This is a genomic window from Candidatus Peribacteraceae bacterium (assembly GCA_041661065.1).
Taxonomy (GTDB): domain Bacteria; phylum Patescibacteriota; class Gracilibacteria; order Peribacterales; family Peribacteraceae; genus CAIKAD01.
Map to the genome: position 1 here is coordinate 1,328,638 of JBAZVD010000001.1, position 17,306 is coordinate 1,345,943.

The window sequence follows — 17,306 nt, forward strand, 5'->3', positions numbered from 1 at the left end:
AATGTAGAATGAAGAATGTAAATGCAAAATGCGAAATGCAAAATGAAAATTGATTGTATAGACAATGTCTATACGTTAGGTCTCTCCTATTCCGAGGCGGCGGATGATTCCCCGGAGAGGGCGGAGCACTGCACGCCGGCTTCCTCCCCGAACCCGTCCTCCTTCCCCAGCAATGTCGTGGAACAGGATTTCCCCTCCTCTTCCCAGGAAACCGTTAGCCGCAGGGAGGGAGAGAGGGAAAGACGCACGCCGCCTTCTGCCGGGAGCGCCCTTCCGATGGGTCCTTGAGCGTTGCGCAGGATGCGCTTGCCTTCTTCCTCCGTGCAGCGGAGGAGGGCACTCCCTTCCCCGTCCAGCACCACGAAGCGCCGAACCGTGGCATGGACCAGGACGTTGGGGGAACGGGGCTGCGCAAAAGGAGGCTGGCCGCGTGTATCCAGGAACAGGTACTCGCCGTCACCGTCACCCGTAAGGTCCCCCCGGAAGGCAAGGAGCGGCGCTTCCGTGGAGAGTTCGCGCGCGGCCGCGTCCCGCAGCCGCCCCTCCTCTTCCCCTTCCGGTGCGAGCTGTTCCGTCCGCTCCAGCGCGCGCCATTGCGCGTCGTTCTGCGCGTCCCAGTATGCCCGGATTTCCGCATCCGACATGCCGATGAAGAAGGGGAAGCTGGCGGAGGAGAGCGGATGAAGGCTGTTCCCCTCCGTCACTTGGACGGTGAGGAGGTAGGGGGAAGCTTCCCAGTCTTGGGGGTTGGCGAAGGAGAGGCGTGTCTGCGAGCCGCCCGCCGGCAGCTCCACCGAGGTCTCGCCCAGCATGGGCGCGGACGCATCCGGCATGTACCACTGCGCGTGGACGGTGCGGGGCTCGCCGCCGGCCTGCACTTCCACCACGGCCACCAACTCGCGCTCGCCCACCTCGAAGCGGTCGCGCAGCAACAACCGGTCCTGCGGTTGGAGCATGGTTCCCGCGCTGATTCCTATCTTCCTGATGATCCATTGCTCTTCCTGCGTCGCCGCTTCCTCCCGCGCGCATGCGGCAAAGAAGAGGGGGAGGCAGCAGAAGAGGGCAAGGGTGCTCTTGCGCATCGGAAGACAGTCTACACGCGGGGGTTGTACGCGGATACTCTGTCGTGTCTCCTCCCTTCGTATGTTGTAGACTATCCCGTGGTGGGATGGCCGAGTGGTCGAAGGCGCGCGACTCGAAATCGCGTAACCCTCACAAGGGGTTCGAGGGTTCGAATCCCTCTCCCACCGCCACGTCGCTCGCGAGCGACGTGGCACCGCCACTTCCTCACTCCAGAGCGACGTGGCACCGCCACTTCCTCACTCCAGAGCGACGTGGCACCGCCATTCATTTTATGTGGTACTTCTATGTTCTCCAAAGCCTGAAAGATCCTCAGTATTTCTACAAGGGATCGACAAATAATTTGCCCAAAAGAATTGAACAGCATAATAAGGGTACGGTGACTTCAACAAAGCCTTATGGTCCGTTTCGTTTGGTCTATTATGAGGCATATCTCCGTGAACACGGAGCTCGAATGCGCGAGTCTTCCGTGAAAAAGAGCGGTTCCGTATCCGTTCCACTGATGCGAAGGATACGTGAAAGTCTCTGATAATTTGGTGAGGATTCGAGAACTTGTTTACCAAGGAAGATAGGCAGATCTGTCCGCCAAGACATTGACTTTTATCCGCATATCTTCCCTGATGATGTTCAAAAACACTTACTTTATGGCTTCATATAGCTCAAAAGTCATAGTATGCGAATTCTTCACCCATTCACCTAACCGATCAAGAGTTGAGCAAATTTCACTTGCAGAAGGCCTTATGCACCCTACAATCCTCTCGATTTATCTCTTTTCCCCATCTTTATGAGCTACGTCGTCGCATCTGCGATCAAGGATTTACTCAAGAAGCAAGGAATGATGACAGCCGGTGACTTCCCGGAGGCCGCATCCGCCTACCTGGAGAAGGCTCTGGCCATGGCCGGCAAGCGCGCCAAGGACAACGGCCGCGTCACGGTCCGCCCGTACGATCTCTAATCGTCCGGTTCATTCAGATAACGAGAATGGTGCCTCCATGAGGCGCCATTTTTGTTACCTCACCCCCGTTTCAACTCCGCATCAATGAAGCGTTGGATATCGCCGTCGAGCACGCCCTCGGTATCGCTCGTTTCGGTGTCCGTGCGCAGGTCCTTCACCATCTGGTACGGGTGGAGCACGTAGGAGCGGATCTGCTGCCCGAAGTCCGCGCTCTTCGTGGCGCCCTTGAGTTCCGATTTCTGCTCTTGCTCCTCGCGGCGCTGCTTCTCCAGGAGTTTCGCGCGCAGCATGTTCATGGCCTGCTGCCGGTTCTGGAGCTGGCTGCGTTCCGTTTGGCAGGCCACCACGATCCCCGTGGGGATGTGGGTGACGCGCACGGCCGTCTCCACCTTGTTCACGTTCTGTCCGCCCGCCCCCCCGCTGCGGTAGGTATCCACGCGCAAGTCGTTGGGGCCGATCTCCACTTCCCCCGTCTCCTCGATCTCCGGCAGCACTTCCACCAGCGCGAAGCTGGTCTGCCGCAGGTTCTTGGCGTTGAAGGGGGAGAGGCGGACCAGGCGGTGCGTGCCGCGCTCGCACTTCAAGTTCCCGTACGCCATCTCGCCGGACACGTGGAACGTGGCGGTCTTGATGCCCGCCTCCTGTCCGTCGGTCTTCTCCAGCAGCTTGGTTTCCCATCCCTGACGCTCACAGTACCGCAGGTACATGCGCACCAGCATCTGCGCCCAGTCCTGCGCCTCCGTGCCGCCCGCGCCGCTGCTCACCGTCAGGTAGCAGTTGCCCAGGTCGAACTCGCCGCCCAGGTAGAGCTGTACTTCCGTTTTCTTCCACTGCCCTTCCAGCGCGGCATACTCCGCTTCCAGGGCGGGGGCGTCGCCCGGCTCCGCTTGCTGCGTGAGTTCCCGGAGATCATGGAGGCCCTGCGCGATGGAGGACACCGGTTCCCACAGCTTCTTCAATCCCTTCAGTTTCGCGAACACCCCCTGCGCATTCTTCTGGTCATTCCAGAAAGAAGGCTCCAGCGTCTGGCGCTCCAGTTCGGCGATCTGTGCTGGGACGTTCCTTCCCTCAAAGAGAGTCCTTCCCCGTGTTCACGGCGGACTGCAGGTCGTTGATTTTCTGCAGGAGCTCTTCCACGGTTCAGGGAGTAGAGATGTTTCCATGGTACAGAGCGGGTGGGGGAAAAGATAGGAGGGAAGAGAGGATACAGAGGAAGCAGAAGATGCAGAGGAAACAGAAGATTGCTGCTCCACGTTTCTCGATTGATAGCTCCTCTGTATCCTCTGCATCTTCTGCTTCTTCTGCATCTTCTCTCTGTCAAGTATTCCCTCCTTCTCCAAATCCTCCTTTTCCGCTATACTATCAAGAAAACCAATGCCAAACACCTCACCCGCCATCCCTTCCGACGAACCCGCGTTCGCCAACCTCCTCCCGGGGCTGGCGATGCCCATCTTCGTCTTCGCAGCCGTGCTCGTTTCGCTCCTCTCCCTCTCGCTTTCCATCGTGCTGCCCGCGCTCGCGCAGGTGGAGGTGAACGGCGAACTTCGCGACGTGCACAGCCTGCGCCTGACGCAAGAGCGGATGAATGCGGAGCTGCTCCACCGCGAACAGGAGAGGGACAGGGGTCTCCTCTCCGTCACCGACCCTGCATACGACGCGCTCAAGCTCTGCCGCGGGGACCTCCTTCCGCTGGCCGCCCTGCGGGAACAACTGCGGAACCTGGCGGCATCCCTCGTTTCCGAACAGGATACAATTGCCATCGGGCAGTACATTTTCACTCCGGGCGTTGAAGACACGCTCACCCTTACGGGCGACGTGCGCAACGTGGGGCCGCGCAGCATGACCGTGCTCGCGCAGTTCACGGAGGAGCTGCGGCGCCTCCCCTCCGTCACCGCGGTCAAACCTCCCCTCTTTCAGCGCGTGGAGGAGAGTGACGGGAGCATGCACTCCCCCTTCCGTATCGTCCTCACCCTCCGATGATCTCTGAGTTTCCCCCAACGGCCGCGGACCCGATCCCCCCTTCCGCCCCCGGCCCACAACCGGCGCGAACGCGAACGGCCCTTCTGTGGACGGCGACCGTAGGACTGTTGGTCCTTGCCGGCCTTCTCGTGCAGGAGCATGTGGAGACGCTGCGCACGGTGCAACAGCAGGGGCTGCCCCTGGCGGCGGAAGTGGCGACGCTGGAGCGCCGCCTCGCCATCCTCACGAAGCAAACCCAAGCGCTGCGCCTCACCGGTGATATCGCCGGCGGCACCATGGAAGAGGATTTGCGCCTGTTCGTGCTCCCCGATGGGGGGGACGGCGCGCGCGCCATCGCCCTCCTCAATGCCGTCCTCGACGCGTGGAGGGCGGACGGCAGGGTGAAGGACGTGACGCCCATTGTTCTGGGGGAGCCGGAACCGGCGGCAGTGGAAGGCGTTTCCGATCCGCTCGTCCGGCGCACGCTCCGCTTCACCATGCAGTTGCGCGACGAAGACTTGGGGGACTTCACCACCCTGCTGCGTCTTGCCGGCCTGCTCACGGTGGAAGACGCCCTCACATCCGAGAACCGTGCGGAGTTGCTCGCGCTCTCGGAAGCGGGCAATCCGGAACAGATCACCTCCCTCTCGCGCTTCCTCTCCACCAACCTGCTGGCGTATCTCCGCGACCCGCTCGTCGCGGAAGAGCGCCTGCTCGCCGCCTTCCCCACCGACGCACTCACGGCATTCCTCCGCACATTCGAGCGCACGTCCCTCATCCGGGACGGCATGGCCCTTGCCCGCGGCCCCGTAGGTACGGTCCTCCTCAAAGAGAAACTGTGGCCGCTGCCGTTCCTCTCCGTTTCCTCGCTGGAGGTGGAGGAGAAGGGGGGAGGCTGGGTGCGCGTCGAGGTACAAGCACTGGCCTACGGCAGAGGAAAGTGATACAGTATTGCCGTCTTTCCCTTCCCTCTCTCTGCGCCAGCGCCAGCGCTTCACCCCGCCCCCACGCCATCAGGAACGCCGTCCGCGCGTGAATGAACAGATCCGCGTGCCGGAGGTGATGCTGGTCACGGACGATGGCGGGACGGAAGTGGTCGCCACGCCCGTGGCTCTTGCCCGTGCCCGTGAGCAGGAATTGGACCTCATCGAAGTGTCCCCCAAGGCCGTCCCCCCCGTGGTGAAGATCGGGGAGTTCGGGCACTACCTGTACCAGCTCCAGAAGAAAGAGAAGAAGCAGCGGTCCCACAGCAAGCAGGTGGAGGTGAAGATGCTCCGCTTCGGATTCCGCACCGACAAGCACGACCTCGAGCGCCTCGCGGATCGCGCACGCGAATTCTTCGTGGAGCGGCACCTGGTCAAGTTCTCCGTGCGGTTGCGCGGGCGGGAACTGGCGAACAAGGATTACGCCGTGCAGAAGCTCAAGGGACTTCTCCAGACACTGTTGGATGTTGCCGAAATCGAGCAGGACGTGAAGCGCCAAGGGGACCAGTTCATGGCGATCCTGAGGCCGAAGCGGTAGGTGTTTGTTTCCTCCACCCCTACCCCTCCTCCGAAGGAGGAGGGGTATTTTCCCTGTTGTGGAGTACTTCTTGTCTTCGCTTCAGGAGCCGCTCAAGCACAGGAAGTACGCCCCTTTCTCCGGAGGAGAAAGGGGTTGGGGGGATAGAGGAGTGAACCGGAGAAGAGGGAAAAAAGAGTTTGCATGCAACCACAAAATGGCTATACTTCGCCGTCCATGCCCAAGCTCAAGTCCCACAGCGGCGCAAAGAAGCGTGTTTGGAAAACAGGCAGCGGCAAGCTTGCCTTCAAGCGCAACAGCCGCAACCACCTGCTTTTACAGAAGAATAAGCGCCAGAAGCGCCTCTCACGCACCGTAATGGTGCATCCGACCAATGAAAAGACGCTGCGGTCGCTCCTCCCCTCCCTCTGAACCTTCCCTGGGAGCGGTAGCTCCTCTGTTCTCGTCTCTCTCCCCACCATTTCACACGCGTTCGAAAACGCGTACACCCCCCGCCCATGAGAGTAAAACGTGGCATTGTCCGGCACAGGAGACACAAGAAGATCCGCAAGCTCGCCAAGGGTTACCGCGGCATGCGCAGCAAGACGTTCGTGAAGGCGAATGAGGCCGTGATCCGCGCCGGTGTGAACTCCTACCGCGACCGCAGGCTCAAGAAGCGCAATTTTCGCGGCCTGTGGATCATCCGCCTCAATGCCGCGTTGCGGGCGCAGGGCGTCACCTACTCCGTATTCATCAAGGGGCTTAAGGCCAAGAACATTCTCCTCAACCGCAAGACGTTGAGCGAACTCGCCATCCACGATCCCCAGGCGTTCGACAAGGTGTTGGCGGCAGTGAAGTAAGGAAGAAGCCGAGGAATCCGAAGAAACCGAGGAAACCGAATGGCTGCTTGCTTACCCCCTCGGATTCCTTTCGCTATTTGATGGAGCTGTCTCAACGATCTGCGTATTCTACGGAGACTTTCCCCCATCCCCATGAGCGACAGCGAGCTGGAGATCCAGAAGAAGTGTGAGGCGTTCCTGCGCGAACTGGGCACGCCGGGATTCATCGTATTCGGGTGGCCGAAGAGCGAAGAGGAATTCGGCGTCACGTACTCCGCCCACGACATGCCGCCGCAGATCGTCATCAAAGGTTTAACGTCGGTGCTGAATGATTATACGTCGAAGACTTTGTGATCATGCTTCCACATGCTTCAGCTTCGGTGCGAGCTCCTTCAGCTTCCCATACAGTCCGATCATGGAGAGGAGGAAGACCAGGATGGCGGTGGAGGAGAGCGAGGCGTCCACGATGTCCCCGATGTAGTACATCTGCACCGAGCCCTCGGGGATGAGCGTCCACAGGAGCAGGGAGAGGAGGGAGGCGGGCAGGACCGTGGCAGCCAGGAGGGCAAGGAGCGAGCCGATGATGTGCGGCAAGCGTTTGCGCGTCAGGTCCCGGCTCCGCTTGAGGGCGGCACGGAAGGCCTTCCCCTCACATACGAGGACGATCGGCGCGAAGGATGTGCGGAGGAGGAAGAGGATCGCGGGGATGAGCAGGGGGGTGAGGATGAGCAGCGTGAAGTCCGTCATGCCCTTCACCGGCGCATCCACCGCGGGGTTCCCGCGGATGAGCAACATGGCCAAGAAAGCGGGGACCATGAAGAGGAGGGCGCGGTAGAACGTGAGGCATTGCTGGAGCAGCGATGTGAGGAAGAGGGGGAACACCAGGGGGAGGGCGTCCGAGCGCACGCGGCGGAAGGAGGAGCGGGTCCTGCCCGCGCGGTTGATGACCATGCGCTTCCCCACGAACAGCACGCAGCTCAAGCCCCACAGGTACACGAACGCCACCGCGAGCACGGCGAACGTGGAGATGACGTCGAGTGGACGGAGGGCCGCGGCCGTCTCCGGCAGTCCCTGCCCTTCCCACCAGCGTCCGATCCAGGCGTCCGCAACGGAGGGGAGGATGAGGAACCACACGAGCGTCGTGCTCAGCACGGGCTGCTTGCGGAGGAATGCCCAGGTTTGGCGGAGGAGCGGGCCGGGGGACAGAGGGTTCTTTGCCATGGCGATGAGTATACCTTTTGGGAAGGACAGGTCTATTGTCAACGTACGTGGGTTCCGAGCTTACAGAAGATGCCGACGACTCCGAGGATTCCGAGGAGTGTCCGGAAGAAGCTCTATGGTATTCTCATCGGTTCGTCGGAATCCTCGGAATCCTCGGACTCCTCAATATCACTCGTCCTACCCTTCCCTACTTACCGCTTTCCTCCTCTCTTCACCCGGATGAACCCCGCGATCTCCAGCACATCCAGCTTCCTCTCCGTCTTCTGCAGGCCGTCGAGGAGGAGGTTCACGCCCACCGCGTCGGAGGCCATGTGGCTGCACTGGATCATGTTCACGTGGTGCTTCTTCGCCTCCTCCAGCGTCTTCTCCGTCACGTGCATGGAGAGGATGGTCCCCACGCCCGCGCGGGATTGCTCCGCCAGGAATTCCTCCGGGCCGTTGGTCCCCCCCGTGAATTCCGACGCCACGATTTTCCCGGGGCGGTTCCCCCCGGAGCCGCTCACGATGATGGGCGGGTTGCCCTTCTTGGCGTAGTGCTTGTATTCGGGGATCTCCCGCAGGGCTTCCAGAATTTCCTCCAGCGTGTCGTATTCCTTCTTGCAGATGGTGTCCTCCATGAACTTCCACACCAAGTTGTCGGCCACGGTGTGGCACACCATGGCGGGGAAGCCCAGCAGTTCCGCCGCGCGTTCCGTGCGGAACAGGTTATCCGCGTGGATGGCGCGCCAAATGCGGTCCATGCGCGGGCGCAGTTGCCCCTCCGCGTGGTTCACGGGAACGCCGGAGCGCAGGAGGACGTCCACCTGCACGGGCATCACCTTCTCCAGGTCCGCCAGCGCGCGCCCCTCCGGATGGTGGATGAGGAGGGCGTCGATCTTCTCCCCCTTCTCGCGCAGCCGGTCGGCGAGGAGCACTTCCTGCGTCTCGATGTCGATGCCCACCAGGAGCCGCTGCACGTCCTCCTCCCCGGTACCGGCGATCACGCGGGAATCCCCGTAGGGGTTCCACAAGCGCTCCTCGTCGAAAAATTCCTTCTCCTTGTCGCTCAATTTCTCAAATTTCTCCTTCTGCTTCCGGAGCATTTTATCCAGTGCTTTCTTCCCGCGGGGGTCGGCATCCATTGCCAGACCGACGGCGACGGCGAAGAGTTTCTTCAGTTTCATGGCGTGTGGGGGTAATGGCAAATGTTCCTTTGCAGTAAAGCACTCCTTCTGGCCAATGCAAAGCATTCTTACGCCGGGAGCGTTTCTGCGGCCCCCTTCCTCAGCATCCGCGCCATGGCGCGGAGGAAGAGCCAGGGGTGGCGGAGGACGAAGGGGAGGAGACGGAGGATGGCCGATCCCCCGGTTTTCCTGCCGCCCCGCACGCGGCTGCGGTACTTGCCTCCCATGAGGGAGAGCTGTTCCACGAGGGCGGCACGCACGTCCTCCTTCAGGTCGGCGGGGGAGAGGCGCAGGAGGGTTTCGAAGCAGTGCAGGCGGTCGAACAAGCCCGCACCCGCCGCATCGTTGCTCATGCTGGCGGCTTGGGGATGGACGCGGAAGAAGCCGGCGGATTGCGCGACGGCGTGCAGGTTGGTGACGAGCAGTGCGCGCACCCAGTACTCCAGGTCGAGGCCTTGGGGCAGGTCCTCCCGGAACTTCCCCAAGCGGTCCGTCACCGTACGGTGCAGCATCACAAAGCTCGGCTCCCCCACCAGGTTGGGGCGCAGCCCCAGCTTCAGCCAGCGCCGCAGGAAGGACTTCCCCTCCTCCGTCCCGTCGGGAAGGTGTTGCACACGCGCTTCGCGGATCCCCTCGAACCCCGCCTCGCGCAGGAAGCGTTCCGCCTCAGGGCTGTCGTCGCTGCGGTAGATGTGCGCCATCGCCACCATGCCCGTTTCGCTCTCCCGCGTGAGCACGCCCACGCCCTCGGCCAGGTAGTGCGGGTCCCACACGTCATCCTGGAAGAGGTACTGGATGATCTCCCCCTGCGCGGTGGCGAGGCAGGCGTTCCAGTTCCCCCCGATCCCCAGGCGCGCCGCATTCCGTCCGTACCGGATGCGCGGGTCGCCGAGGTACGGTTGAATGATCGATTTGGTGTCCACATCCGTCGGCTCGTCGTTGACCAAGAGCGTCCAGTGCGGGTACGTCTGCGCCAGCACGCTCTCCACGGCTTCGCGCAGGAAGCGCGCGTCGGGCTTGTACGTGGGCATGAGGATGCTGACGAGGGGGTTCTGCATTGTGCGTAGCTTAGAGGGAATTGAGAGAGGATTAAAGGGAGGGAGTAGGGGGTAGGTAGTAGGTGGTACAAGTGTTGAGCAATTGCTCTGTTCTTCTTTGCATGGAGGTACTACAACCTACCACCTACAACCTACTCCCTTTTTCACGTTCTCTCTTCCACCTCCACCCGTTTTCCTTCATGATAGGAACCTGTGAACCGCGTTTCGCTGAAGATCGTCGGCGCTTCCGGCCAGGGCATCAATTCCATCGGGGAAGTCCTCGCCAAAGGGCTCAAGCGGGCCGGGTACTGCATTTTCGGGTACCGCGAGTATCCCTCCCTCATCAAGGGCGGGCATGCCAGCTATCAGCTCGACGTTTCCGACACGCTCCTGGGAAGCAGCGAGCGGCGCGTGGACGTTCTTGTCTCCCTCAACCACCACGGGCTGCAGGTGAACCTCCCGGATCTGAAGGAGGGGGGCATCCTCATCCATTCCACGCAGGGGTGGAAGTTCGGCACGGAAGAGGAAGCGCTTCTGCAACAGCGGAAGATACGGGTCGTCTACCTTCCGGTGGAGACGATCCTGCAGAAGCTGAAGGCGAAGGCCATCCTGGGCAACGTGCTCATCGCCGCGTTCGTGTGGAAGGTGCTGGGGTGCGACCGCGAGGCGCTCAAGACGTTCGTCGGTCGGCGCTTCGCGAAGAAGAAGGACCTGTTGGAACTCAACATGCGCTGCATCGAGGAGGGGTACGGCTTTTCGGACGCTTCGGCGGGAGCCGTCTCGGTCACGCTTCCGGCGGCGCAGGAAAAGTGGAAGGACCACCTGCTCCTCACCGGCAACCATGCCGTGGGTCTGGGCGCCATCCATGCCGGCGTACGCGTGTACGCGGGGTATCCCATGACGCCGAGCAGTCCCATCCTTACGTACATCGCGGAGCAGCAGAACAAGACCGGGATGGTCATCAAGCAGGCGGAGGACGAGATCACGGCGGCGCAGATGGTCTCCGGCGCCATGCTCATGGGCGCGCGCGCCCTCACGGCCACGTCCGGCGGCGGCTTCGACCTTATGGCCGAGACGCTTTCCCTCAACGGACTCCTCGAGAACCCCACGGTATTCATCCTCGCACAGCGGCCGGGCCCCGCCACGGGGCTGCCCACGTGGACGGCGCAGGCCGACCTGCTCATGGCGGTCCATGGCGCGCACGGCGAATTCCCGCGCTGCGTGATGGCGGTGAGCGGAAGCCAGGACGCGTTCCTCATCATGGCGGAGGCGTTCAATATCGCGGAGGAGCACCAGATCTCCGTCATCGTCCTCACGGACAAGCAGTTGGGCGAGGCGCTCTACACGCAGCAGCCGTACGACCAAACACAGACGCAACTCCGCCGCGGGAAGCTGGTGACGGATCCGGCGGAGCTCGCGTCGCTCAAGCCTTCCGACCGCTACGACCCCTCCGTTCCCGACGGCATTTCCAAGCGATGGCTCCCCGGAGCAAAGGCGGCGACGTTCTGCGCGCAGGGCGATGAGCACACGCCGGAGGGGGCTTCCAGCGAGACTGCGGAGAACGCGCGCGCGCAGATGGAGAAGCGGATGCGCAAGATGGAAGGGCTCCGGCAGGCGCTGCCCGATCCCCAGATCATCACCGCGGAGGGCGAGAAGGAGGGCGCATGGGAACCTACGGGGGACCTGGACCTCCTCCTCGTCAGTTGGGGGAGCAACGCCTCCCTCATCTTCGATGTGCTGCGCAGCCCCGAGCTCCGGGGCAAGAACGTCGCGTACCTGCACTACGCCTGCCTGTGGCCGCTCAAGACGGAGACGCTGGAGCGTCTTGCGAAGAAGGCGAAGCGCACCGCGCTCGTGGAGTGCAACGCGCAGGGGCAGCTGGGCCAACTCATCCGGATGGAGTGCGGCCTCGCCATCCCGGACAAGATCCTCAAGTACGACGGCCGACCGTTCTTCTACGACGAGCTCCTCGATCGCCTTTCCCTCCTCCTAAGTCCTCAGTCCTAAGTCCTTCGTTCCCATGTCCATCCCCTTGGAAAGCAACGGCATCCCCACCATGCAGGACTACGCCTCCCCCGTACCCTGCACGTGGTGCGACGGGTGCGGCGACTACGGCATCTGGACCGCCCTCAAGCGCGCGCTGGTGGAGAGCAAGATCGAGCCGTGGCAGGCGCTCCTCTGCTTTGACGTGGGCTGCCACGGGAACATGGCGGATAAGATCGGCGGGTACCGCTTCCACGGCCTCCACGGCCGCGTGATCCCCTTCGCCGCGGGCGCCAAGCTGGCCAATCCCCGGGTCCACGTGATCGCGGTGGGCGGCGACGGCGCCAGCTTCTCCGAGGGCGTGGGCCACCTGGTGCACGCCGTCCGCAGCAACTACCCCATCACCTTCATCCTCCACAACAACGCCAACTACGGCCTCACCACCGGCCAGGCGAGCGCCCTCACGCCCAAGGGGCAGAAGATGAACAGCAGCCCCAACGGCATCCCGGAGCGCACCATCCCCTCCATGGATTTCATCTTCTCGCTCCAACCCACCTTCGTGGCGCGCGCGTTCTCCGGGAACATCCCGCAGATGGTTCAGGTCTTCCAGGCCGCCCTCCGGCACCGCGGCTTCGCGTTCGTGGATGTCCTCCAAGCCTGCCCCACGTACAACGCCTTCGCCACGCACGAGTACCTGCTGGAGAAGTGCTACGACGTCGCCACGGTTAACCACGATCCTTCGGATTTCCAGAAGGCGCGGGCGCTGGCCGTGGACACGTCGCAGAAGATCGCCACGGGCATCCTCTACCGCAACGAAGACGTCCCGAGTTTCTACGAGGAGTTGGAGCCGCGGAAAGACAGGCAGACCACGGCGGTGGAGGAAGTGGCGTTGCAGGACGTGACGGAGCTGATGAAGGAGTTTGTGTGATGTGTGTGATGTCACGGTGCGATCATGGTCGTGGTCATGGTCGTAGTCGTGGTCATGGTAGGGACGTTCCGCCGGGACGTCCTTACGACGAACGGCCCCACACCCGCGGATTATGACGGATATACGCACGGATGCGGACCATCGCGTCGGCATCCCGGATGATGCGGTCATGGTACCGCGGTTGCCATGCGAAACCGCCGTACCCCGCCGCCCATATGCGTTTTGTGCATTTCGATTTGAATTGGTTGATGATTGCACCCAGCGTATGCGGTTTGAACCGCGCCATGGGTGACTCGTGATGTCGCGATGCATCGATGATCCGTTCCCCGTCGGGTCGTCGGTGTAAGACGATGATCCCATGGATGTGGTCCGGCATCACGACCCATTCATCCAGGATGACGTAGGGACGTATGGTGGGCGTTTTCATCCATTCCTCGGAGACGATGGATCCGACATCCGATAAACCCATGATCCCGTTCCGCACCGTTCCGAACCACGGGATGCGATCCTTGGTATTGATGGTCACGAAGTACGCGCCGGTCGAGGAGTAATCCCACGGCGCGCAGCGCGCCGAGTCATTCCTATACCGTCCCGCGAACAGCGGCGATGTCCCATCCAGTGCCATGGCATGAATCTACGGGTGACGGATTCGCGGCACGATCCCCTCCTACACATCTCCTTCGCATGATGATCGTTTATCCTTTTGGGGAAGGGACAAAAGACGTTCCACGGACCCATGGAACGCCCTATGCCAAACCTTTCTTCTCGGATAGGAGGATTGATACCCTCCGTCCGTTTTATGACGTTCATCGAAGAACGTAAAACACGTTGACTTCCGCAGTGCTGTCTTTAGAATCGCAGCCCTTTTCTATGACGGAGAACTCCGAGAACAACGGCCACTGGCAGAAGAGTGTTGAATCCATTGCCCATGACGCACAGAAGCTCGTTACGCGCGGTGCGCGGGAAGTGCGGAAGGGCGGGTTAAAAACCGAGACGGAAAGTCTCCTCTACGATATTCGAGACAGATTGAACGAGTTGCTCGCCGAGTGGGAGGAAGAAGCGGAGGAGGATGAGGAAAGAACTGTGGTGGAAGATTCTTTGATGGGATTATACGGCCGTTTTCGTGTCCTACTGGAAGGACCTCGGAAGCCACCGGTGAAAGCGAGGCCTCCTCGCCGCAATACGCATCGGGTTGGAGAGACCACCTTGGGACGCATGGCCAATGTTTGGGAGTCCCATTGACCGGACGGAGAAGCGGTAGGCAGGGGTTTTCGCTACACTGTTCGCATGCGCATCGATGTCCTCACGCTGTTCCCGGCCATGTTCCAGGGGCCTCTCACTGAGAGCATCCTTGCGCGCGCGCAGGGGGAGAAGCTGCTGGGTATCCGCTTCCACGACCTGCGCCAGTACGGCTTGGGGAACTACAAGCAGGTGGATGATTCTCCCTACGGCGGTGGCGCGGGAATGGTGATGCGGCCGGATGTGCTGGTGAACGCCATCGAGAAAGTGACCGAAGAGGGGCGCAAGGAGTTTCCACGCCGCAAGCCGCACCGCATCTATTTCTCTCCCCGAGGGAAGAAGCTCACGCAAGCGAAGGCGGAACGCCTGGCCACCAAGCCTTGGCTCCTCCTCCTGTGCGGCCGCTACGAAGGCATAGACCAGCGCGTGATCGACGGGTGGATCGACGAGGAGGTCTCCATCGGTGATTACGTGCTCACCGGCGGCGAGCTTCCCGCCATGGTCCTCATCGACGCCGTGGCGCGGCAGATCCCCGGCGTGCTGGGGAAGGAAGAATCTGCGCAGGAGGAAAGCTTCTCCCCCTCCCTCGGGCGCAAGAAGGAGTACCCCCACTACACCCGCCCGGAGGAGTTCCGCGGCAGCAAGGTCCCCCCCGTCCTCCTCTCCGGTAACCATAAGGAGATCGAAAAGTGGAGGAAAGGACAGCTGCGTTGACGTATTGATCAATCATCACATAGTGATACCATTCTTTCATCGGCCGTTCTTTTCTCACGTCGTTCGGAGGATATCTTATGGAAGGCCTGCTGTTGTCCATGGTTCTTTCGTTGGTGTTGTTGCCGGTGGCCCTCGCCTTCGATAAAAGGGAGAGGAGGACAGAGCAGCAATCCGCTCCTTCTTCCCTACCCCCCCAGCCGAAGCAGCGCCGTGCGCCGGTCCAATTGCCGAAGTACTACCGCCGCAGCTGAAGAAGTCCGTGCCGTCCGCTCCTGTGCTTCGTGCACAGGAGCTTCTTTTGTATACTGTTACTATGATTGAAGATCTGCAGGAGACGTTGCAACGGGAAGGTTCGGTCACCCTTTCCCTCCGCGTGCGCCCCAACGCGCCGGAATCGCGGCTGCGGGGGAAGATGGAGGATGGGAGCATCAAAGTAGATGTCGCCGCGCCGGCGGAGGAAGGGAAGGCGAACGCGGCACTCGTGAAGTTCCTGGCGGGGAAGTTCGACGTGCACGCTTCCCAAGTGGAAGTCCTTGCGGGAGGCGGGAATAGGAGGAAGCTTGTGAGGATTACACGATGATGTCTATACGATGTATATACATCCTCAATCATCCAACCCGCTCTCGATCCATCCCCGCAAGTCCGCGTAGCGCGGCAGGCCGGTCTGCTTCTCTTCCCCGAAGAAGAGCGTGGGGACGAGTGTCACGTTGCGCTCTGCGGCCAGGTCCGCCTGCGTCTGCACGAGTGCGGCCGTTTGCGGCGAGGAGAGGCAGGCGGTGAACTCCTCCATCTTCATCGCCAGCGCTTGGACGGCGGCCAAGAGTTCCGCTTCCGTGTGGTCCCGCAGCGCGAAGAGCGCGGCGTGCATCTGCTCCCCTTTCCCCTGGGCTTGGGCGCAGGCGAGCGCGGCGGTCTCCCTCCCGCTCAGCGGGTACTTGTTGATGGGGAGGATGGCGGTTTGCAACCGCAGTTTCCCCTTGTCGATGAAGTCCGCCTTAAGGCGGGGGAGAATCTGTTCCTGGAACTGCCGACAGTACGCGCAGGCGTGGTTGGTGAAGAGGAGGAGGGCGGGGGCGTCCTCGGGACCGATGTCGAACGTGGCGCCGTTGCGTCCCGGGTCCCGCGCGGCCACGGGCGTGCCGGAGGAGACGCTGGAGGAGCCGGAGGCCGTGAGGAGCGAGAGGAAGGGCGGGTTTTCATCCTGCCTGCTCGTCTGTTGCACGGTGCAAGCCGTGAGGAGGGAGAGGATGATGAAGGCCGGAGTGAGTCGAAGCCTTTGGAGAAATTTGAAATGCAAAATGGAATAAATGGGAAATGATAAATGCAAAATGAGAAATGATGAGGGAGAAAATGTATCCGTGCGCATAGTACACTGTTCATTTTGCATTTCACATGTATGCATTTTGCATTTCTCCGTTCATCGATCAACATCACAAACTCTTCTCGTTGTGATACCCTCTCCCCGTGGATCGGGTCACCCTCCTCGGCGTCCCCATCGATGCCATCACCATGGACCGGGCGGTGGGGAAGATTTTAGCGTTCCTCGAGAGCCAGCGTCAGCACCACGTGGCCACGCCTAACGCGGAGATGCTTGTGGAGGCGGCGAAGAACGGCACGTTCCGGCAGATCCTGCAGCGCACGAGCCTCAACCTGCCGGACGGCACCGGCTTGCTCTGGATGGCGCGCATGACCCGCCAAGTTCTCCCCAGCCGCGTGACGGGCGTGGACACCATGCAGGAACTGTGCGCCGCGCTCACGGCGGAGTATCCCGTCTTCCTGCTCGGCGCGCGCCCCGGCGTGGCGGAGAAGGCGGCGGCGAAGCTCAAGGAACGGAATCCCCGCCTGAAGATCGCAGGAACCTTTGCCGGGTCGCCGCGGGAGGAGGAGGCGCGGGAGATCGTGGCGCGCATCAACGCCGTGAATCCTTCCCTCCTCTTCGTCGCCTACGGTTCACCGGCGCAGGAGCTGTGGATCGCGCGGCACCTCAATGCCATGACGGGCGTGCGGGTGGCGATGGGCGTGGGCGGCTCCTTCGACTTCATCGCGGGGGAGCAGAAGAGGGCGCCGCGTTTCCTGCGGAAACTGGGGCTGGAGTGGGTGTGGCGGCTCATACGGGAACCGCGGAGGATCGGGAGAATATGGAACGCGGTGGTCGTCTTCCCTTCTCTCGTCGTGAGGTTTGGGAGAGAGTGCCCCTAACACGGAATCCGAAGAAGCCGAAGAAACCGAGGAAACCGAAGAGTAGTTATCTACAAACGATTCCTCGGATGCCTTGGTTTCATCGGTTTCCTTATAGTGCACTGATTCCGCTTCCGCTCTCCTCATGCAAGTCTTCCTCAATCTCCACATACCACTGCCGGAAGCCCTTCTTCAGCCGCACGAACTTGGGGCCCTCCTTGGTTTCCGCCAGGTAATCCCGCGTGTCGTACGTTTCGCGCAGCAGTTCCGTCTTCCCCACTTCCTTCTCCTCCAATAACAGGTAGAGGGCGATATCCGGCTTGTTCGTGAGGGCGGCGCTCAGCGTCAACGTGGCGCGCGCGAGCGTTGCGGCAATGGACACCACCAATGCGCAGAGCAGCACCGACCAGAACATGGTGTGGTGGAAGCGCTTGGGGTCGAAGAGGTTGATGTGCATGTTTGTGGTCTTATTATATCACAATTAGGCGATTGAGGCCATCTCTGCTATAC

General features: G+C 61.5%; 21 protein-coding genes and 1 tRNA gene. 14 read left to right on the forward strand and 8 right to left on the reverse strand.

The window, feature by feature from the left end; genetic code table 11:
* Nucleotides 1–86 precede the first annotated feature (86 nt).
* A complete protein-coding gene (locus tag WC698_06115; protein ID MFA6039807.1) occupies nt 87–1,082 on the reverse strand; it encodes a hypothetical protein in 996 nt (331 codons plus the stop codon).
* 80 nt (nt 1,083–1,162) lie between these two features.
* Between WC698_06115 and WC698_06120 the strand changes: the two genes are divergently transcribed.
* Both WC698_06120 and WC698_06125 read left to right on the forward strand, forming a co-directional pair.
* Nucleotides 1,163–1,253: transfer RNA gene (locus WC698_06120), tRNA-Ser, on the forward strand.
* A gap of 611 nt (nt 1,254–1,864) precedes the next feature.
* The gene (locus tag WC698_06125; GenBank protein MFA6039808.1) at nt 1,865–2,035 is read left to right on the forward strand and encodes a hypothetical protein; all 171 of its coding nucleotides are present in this window, start codon (nt 1,865–1,867) and stop codon (nt 2,033–2,035) included.
* Nucleotides 2,036–2,094: 59 nt separating this feature from the next.
* Here the strand turns inward: WC698_06125 and prfB are convergent.
* A protein-coding gene (gene prfB, locus WC698_06130) for a peptide chain release factor 2 (GenBank protein MFA6039809.1) occupies nt 2,095–3,172 on the reverse strand; the annotation gives its coding sequence in 2 pieces (ribosomal slippage) (nt 2,095–3,105 and nt 3,107–3,172; 1,077 coding nt in all).
* A 237-nt stretch (nt 3,173–3,409) separates the two neighbouring features.
* On the opposite strand from prfB, the gene WC698_06135 reads away from it, so the two are divergent.
* The 6 genes from WC698_06135 to WC698_06160 all read left to right on the forward strand — a co-directional run bounded on the left by WC698_06135 (nt 3,410) and on the right by WC698_06160 (nt 6,687).
* Nucleotides 3,410–4,015 carry a hypothetical protein gene (locus WC698_06135; protein MFA6039810.1) on the forward strand — a complete coding sequence of 202 codons (606 nt, stop codon included), beginning with the start codon at nt 3,410–3,412 and terminating at the stop codon, nt 4,013–4,015.
* Nucleotides 4,012–4,938, forward strand: a complete 927-nt coding sequence (locus WC698_06140) for a hypothetical protein (protein MFA6039811.1) — start codon at nt 4,012–4,014, stop codon at nt 4,936–4,938. The genes WC698_06135 and WC698_06140 overlap by 4 nt, the downstream gene beginning before the upstream one ends.
* 7 nt (nt 4,939–4,945) lie before the next feature.
* Complete coding sequence (gene infC, locus WC698_06145; protein MFA6039812.1) at nt 4,946–5,515, forward strand: translation initiation factor IF-3; 570 nt, start codon at nt 4,946–4,948, stop codon at nt 5,513–5,515.
* Between the two features lie 216 nt (nt 5,516–5,731).
* Complete coding sequence (gene rpmI, locus WC698_06150) at nt 5,732–5,926, forward strand: 50S ribosomal protein L35 (protein ID MFA6039813.1); 195 nt, start codon at nt 5,732–5,734, stop codon at nt 5,924–5,926.
* Nucleotides 5,927–6,012: 86 nt separating this feature from the next.
* Nucleotides 6,013–6,354: a 50S ribosomal protein L20 gene (gene rplT, locus WC698_06155; protein ID MFA6039814.1), complete on the forward strand. Its 342-nt coding sequence runs from the start codon at nt 6,013–6,015 to the stop codon at nt 6,352–6,354.
* Nucleotides 6,355–6,486: 132 nt separating this feature from the next.
* The gene (locus tag WC698_06160; GenBank protein MFA6039815.1) at nt 6,487–6,687 is read left to right on the forward strand and encodes a hypothetical protein; all 201 of its coding nucleotides are present in this window, start codon (nt 6,487–6,489) and stop codon (nt 6,685–6,687) included.
* Here WC698_06160 and WC698_06165 read toward each other — a convergent pair whose 3' ends face one another.
* The 3 genes from WC698_06165 to WC698_06175 form a co-directional block, all read right to left on the reverse strand.
* A complete protein-coding gene (locus WC698_06165) occupies nt 6,688–7,554 on the reverse strand; it encodes a hypothetical protein (GenBank protein ID MFA6039816.1) in 867 nt (288 codons plus the stop codon).
* A gap of 191 nt (nt 7,555–7,745) precedes the next feature.
* Nucleotides 7,746–8,717 carry a hypothetical protein gene (locus WC698_06170; GenBank protein MFA6039817.1) on the reverse strand — a complete coding sequence of 324 codons (972 nt, stop codon included), beginning with the start codon at nt 8,715–8,717 and terminating at the stop codon, nt 7,746–7,748.
* A gap of 68 nt (nt 8,718–8,785) precedes the next feature.
* Nucleotides 8,786–9,775 (reverse strand): glycosyltransferase, encoded by a 990-nt coding sequence (locus WC698_06175; protein ID MFA6039818.1) that lies wholly within the window; start codon nt 9,773–9,775, stop codon nt 8,786–8,788.
* Nucleotides 9,776–9,967: 192 nt separating this feature from the next.
* Here WC698_06175 and WC698_06180 point away from each other — a divergent pair, with 192 nt between their 5' ends.
* Nucleotides 9,968–11,761: a 2-oxoacid:acceptor oxidoreductase subunit alpha gene (locus WC698_06180; GenBank protein ID MFA6039819.1), complete on the forward strand. Its 1,794-nt coding sequence runs from the start codon at nt 9,968–9,970 to the stop codon at nt 11,759–11,761.
* Nucleotides 11,762–11,774: 13 nt separating this feature from the next.
* Nucleotides 11,775–12,665, forward strand: coding sequence for a thiamine pyrophosphate-dependent enzyme (locus WC698_06185; GenBank protein MFA6039820.1), 891 nt, complete (start codon nt 11,775–11,777; stop codon nt 12,663–12,665).
* A gap of 82 nt (nt 12,666–12,747) precedes the next feature.
* Here the strand turns inward: WC698_06185 and WC698_06190 are convergent, their stop codons facing one another.
* On the reverse strand, nt 12,748–13,290 hold the full coding sequence (locus tag WC698_06190; protein ID MFA6039821.1) for a transposase: 543 nt from the start codon (nt 13,288–13,290) through the stop codon (nt 12,748–12,750).
* Between the two features lie 245 nt (nt 13,291–13,535).
* Here WC698_06190 and WC698_06195 point away from each other — a divergent pair, with 245 nt between their 5' ends.
* The 3 genes from WC698_06195 to WC698_06205 all read left to right on the forward strand — a co-directional run bounded on the left by WC698_06195 (nt 13,536) and on the right by WC698_06205 (nt 15,198).
* Complete coding sequence (locus WC698_06195; GenBank protein MFA6039822.1) at nt 13,536–13,907, forward strand: hypothetical protein; 372 nt, start codon at nt 13,536–13,538, stop codon at nt 13,905–13,907.
* Between the two features lie 45 nt (nt 13,908–13,952).
* The gene (gene trmD, locus WC698_06200) at nt 13,953–14,618 is read left to right on the forward strand and encodes a tRNA (guanosine(37)-N1)-methyltransferase TrmD (protein ID MFA6039823.1); all 666 of its coding nucleotides are present in this window, start codon (nt 13,953–13,955) and stop codon (nt 14,616–14,618) included.
* A 313-nt stretch (nt 14,619–14,931) separates the two neighbouring features.
* Nucleotides 14,932–15,198, forward strand: a complete 267-nt coding sequence (locus tag WC698_06205; protein ID MFA6039824.1) for a DUF167 domain-containing protein — start codon at nt 14,932–14,934, stop codon at nt 15,196–15,198.
* Between the two features lie 24 nt (nt 15,199–15,222).
* On the opposite strand, the gene WC698_06210 is transcribed toward WC698_06205, so the two are convergent.
* Nucleotides 15,223–15,915 (reverse strand): thioredoxin domain-containing protein, encoded by a 693-nt coding sequence (locus WC698_06210; protein ID MFA6039825.1) that lies wholly within the window; start codon nt 15,913–15,915, stop codon nt 15,223–15,225.
* A gap of 167 nt (nt 15,916–16,082) precedes the next feature.
* Between WC698_06210 and WC698_06215 the strand changes: the two genes are divergently transcribed.
* Entirely contained in the window at nt 16,083–16,817 is a 735-nt protein-coding gene (locus WC698_06215) for a WecB/TagA/CpsF family glycosyltransferase (GenBank protein MFA6039826.1), read from the forward strand.
* Nucleotides 16,818–16,908: 91 nt separating this feature from the next.
* Here the strand turns inward: WC698_06215 and WC698_06220 are convergent, their stop codons facing one another.
* Nucleotides 16,909–17,253 carry a hypothetical protein gene (locus WC698_06220; GenBank protein ID MFA6039827.1) on the reverse strand — a complete coding sequence of 115 codons (345 nt, stop codon included), beginning with the start codon at nt 17,251–17,253 and terminating at the stop codon, nt 16,909–16,911.
* Nucleotides 17,254–17,306 lie beyond the last annotated feature (53 nt).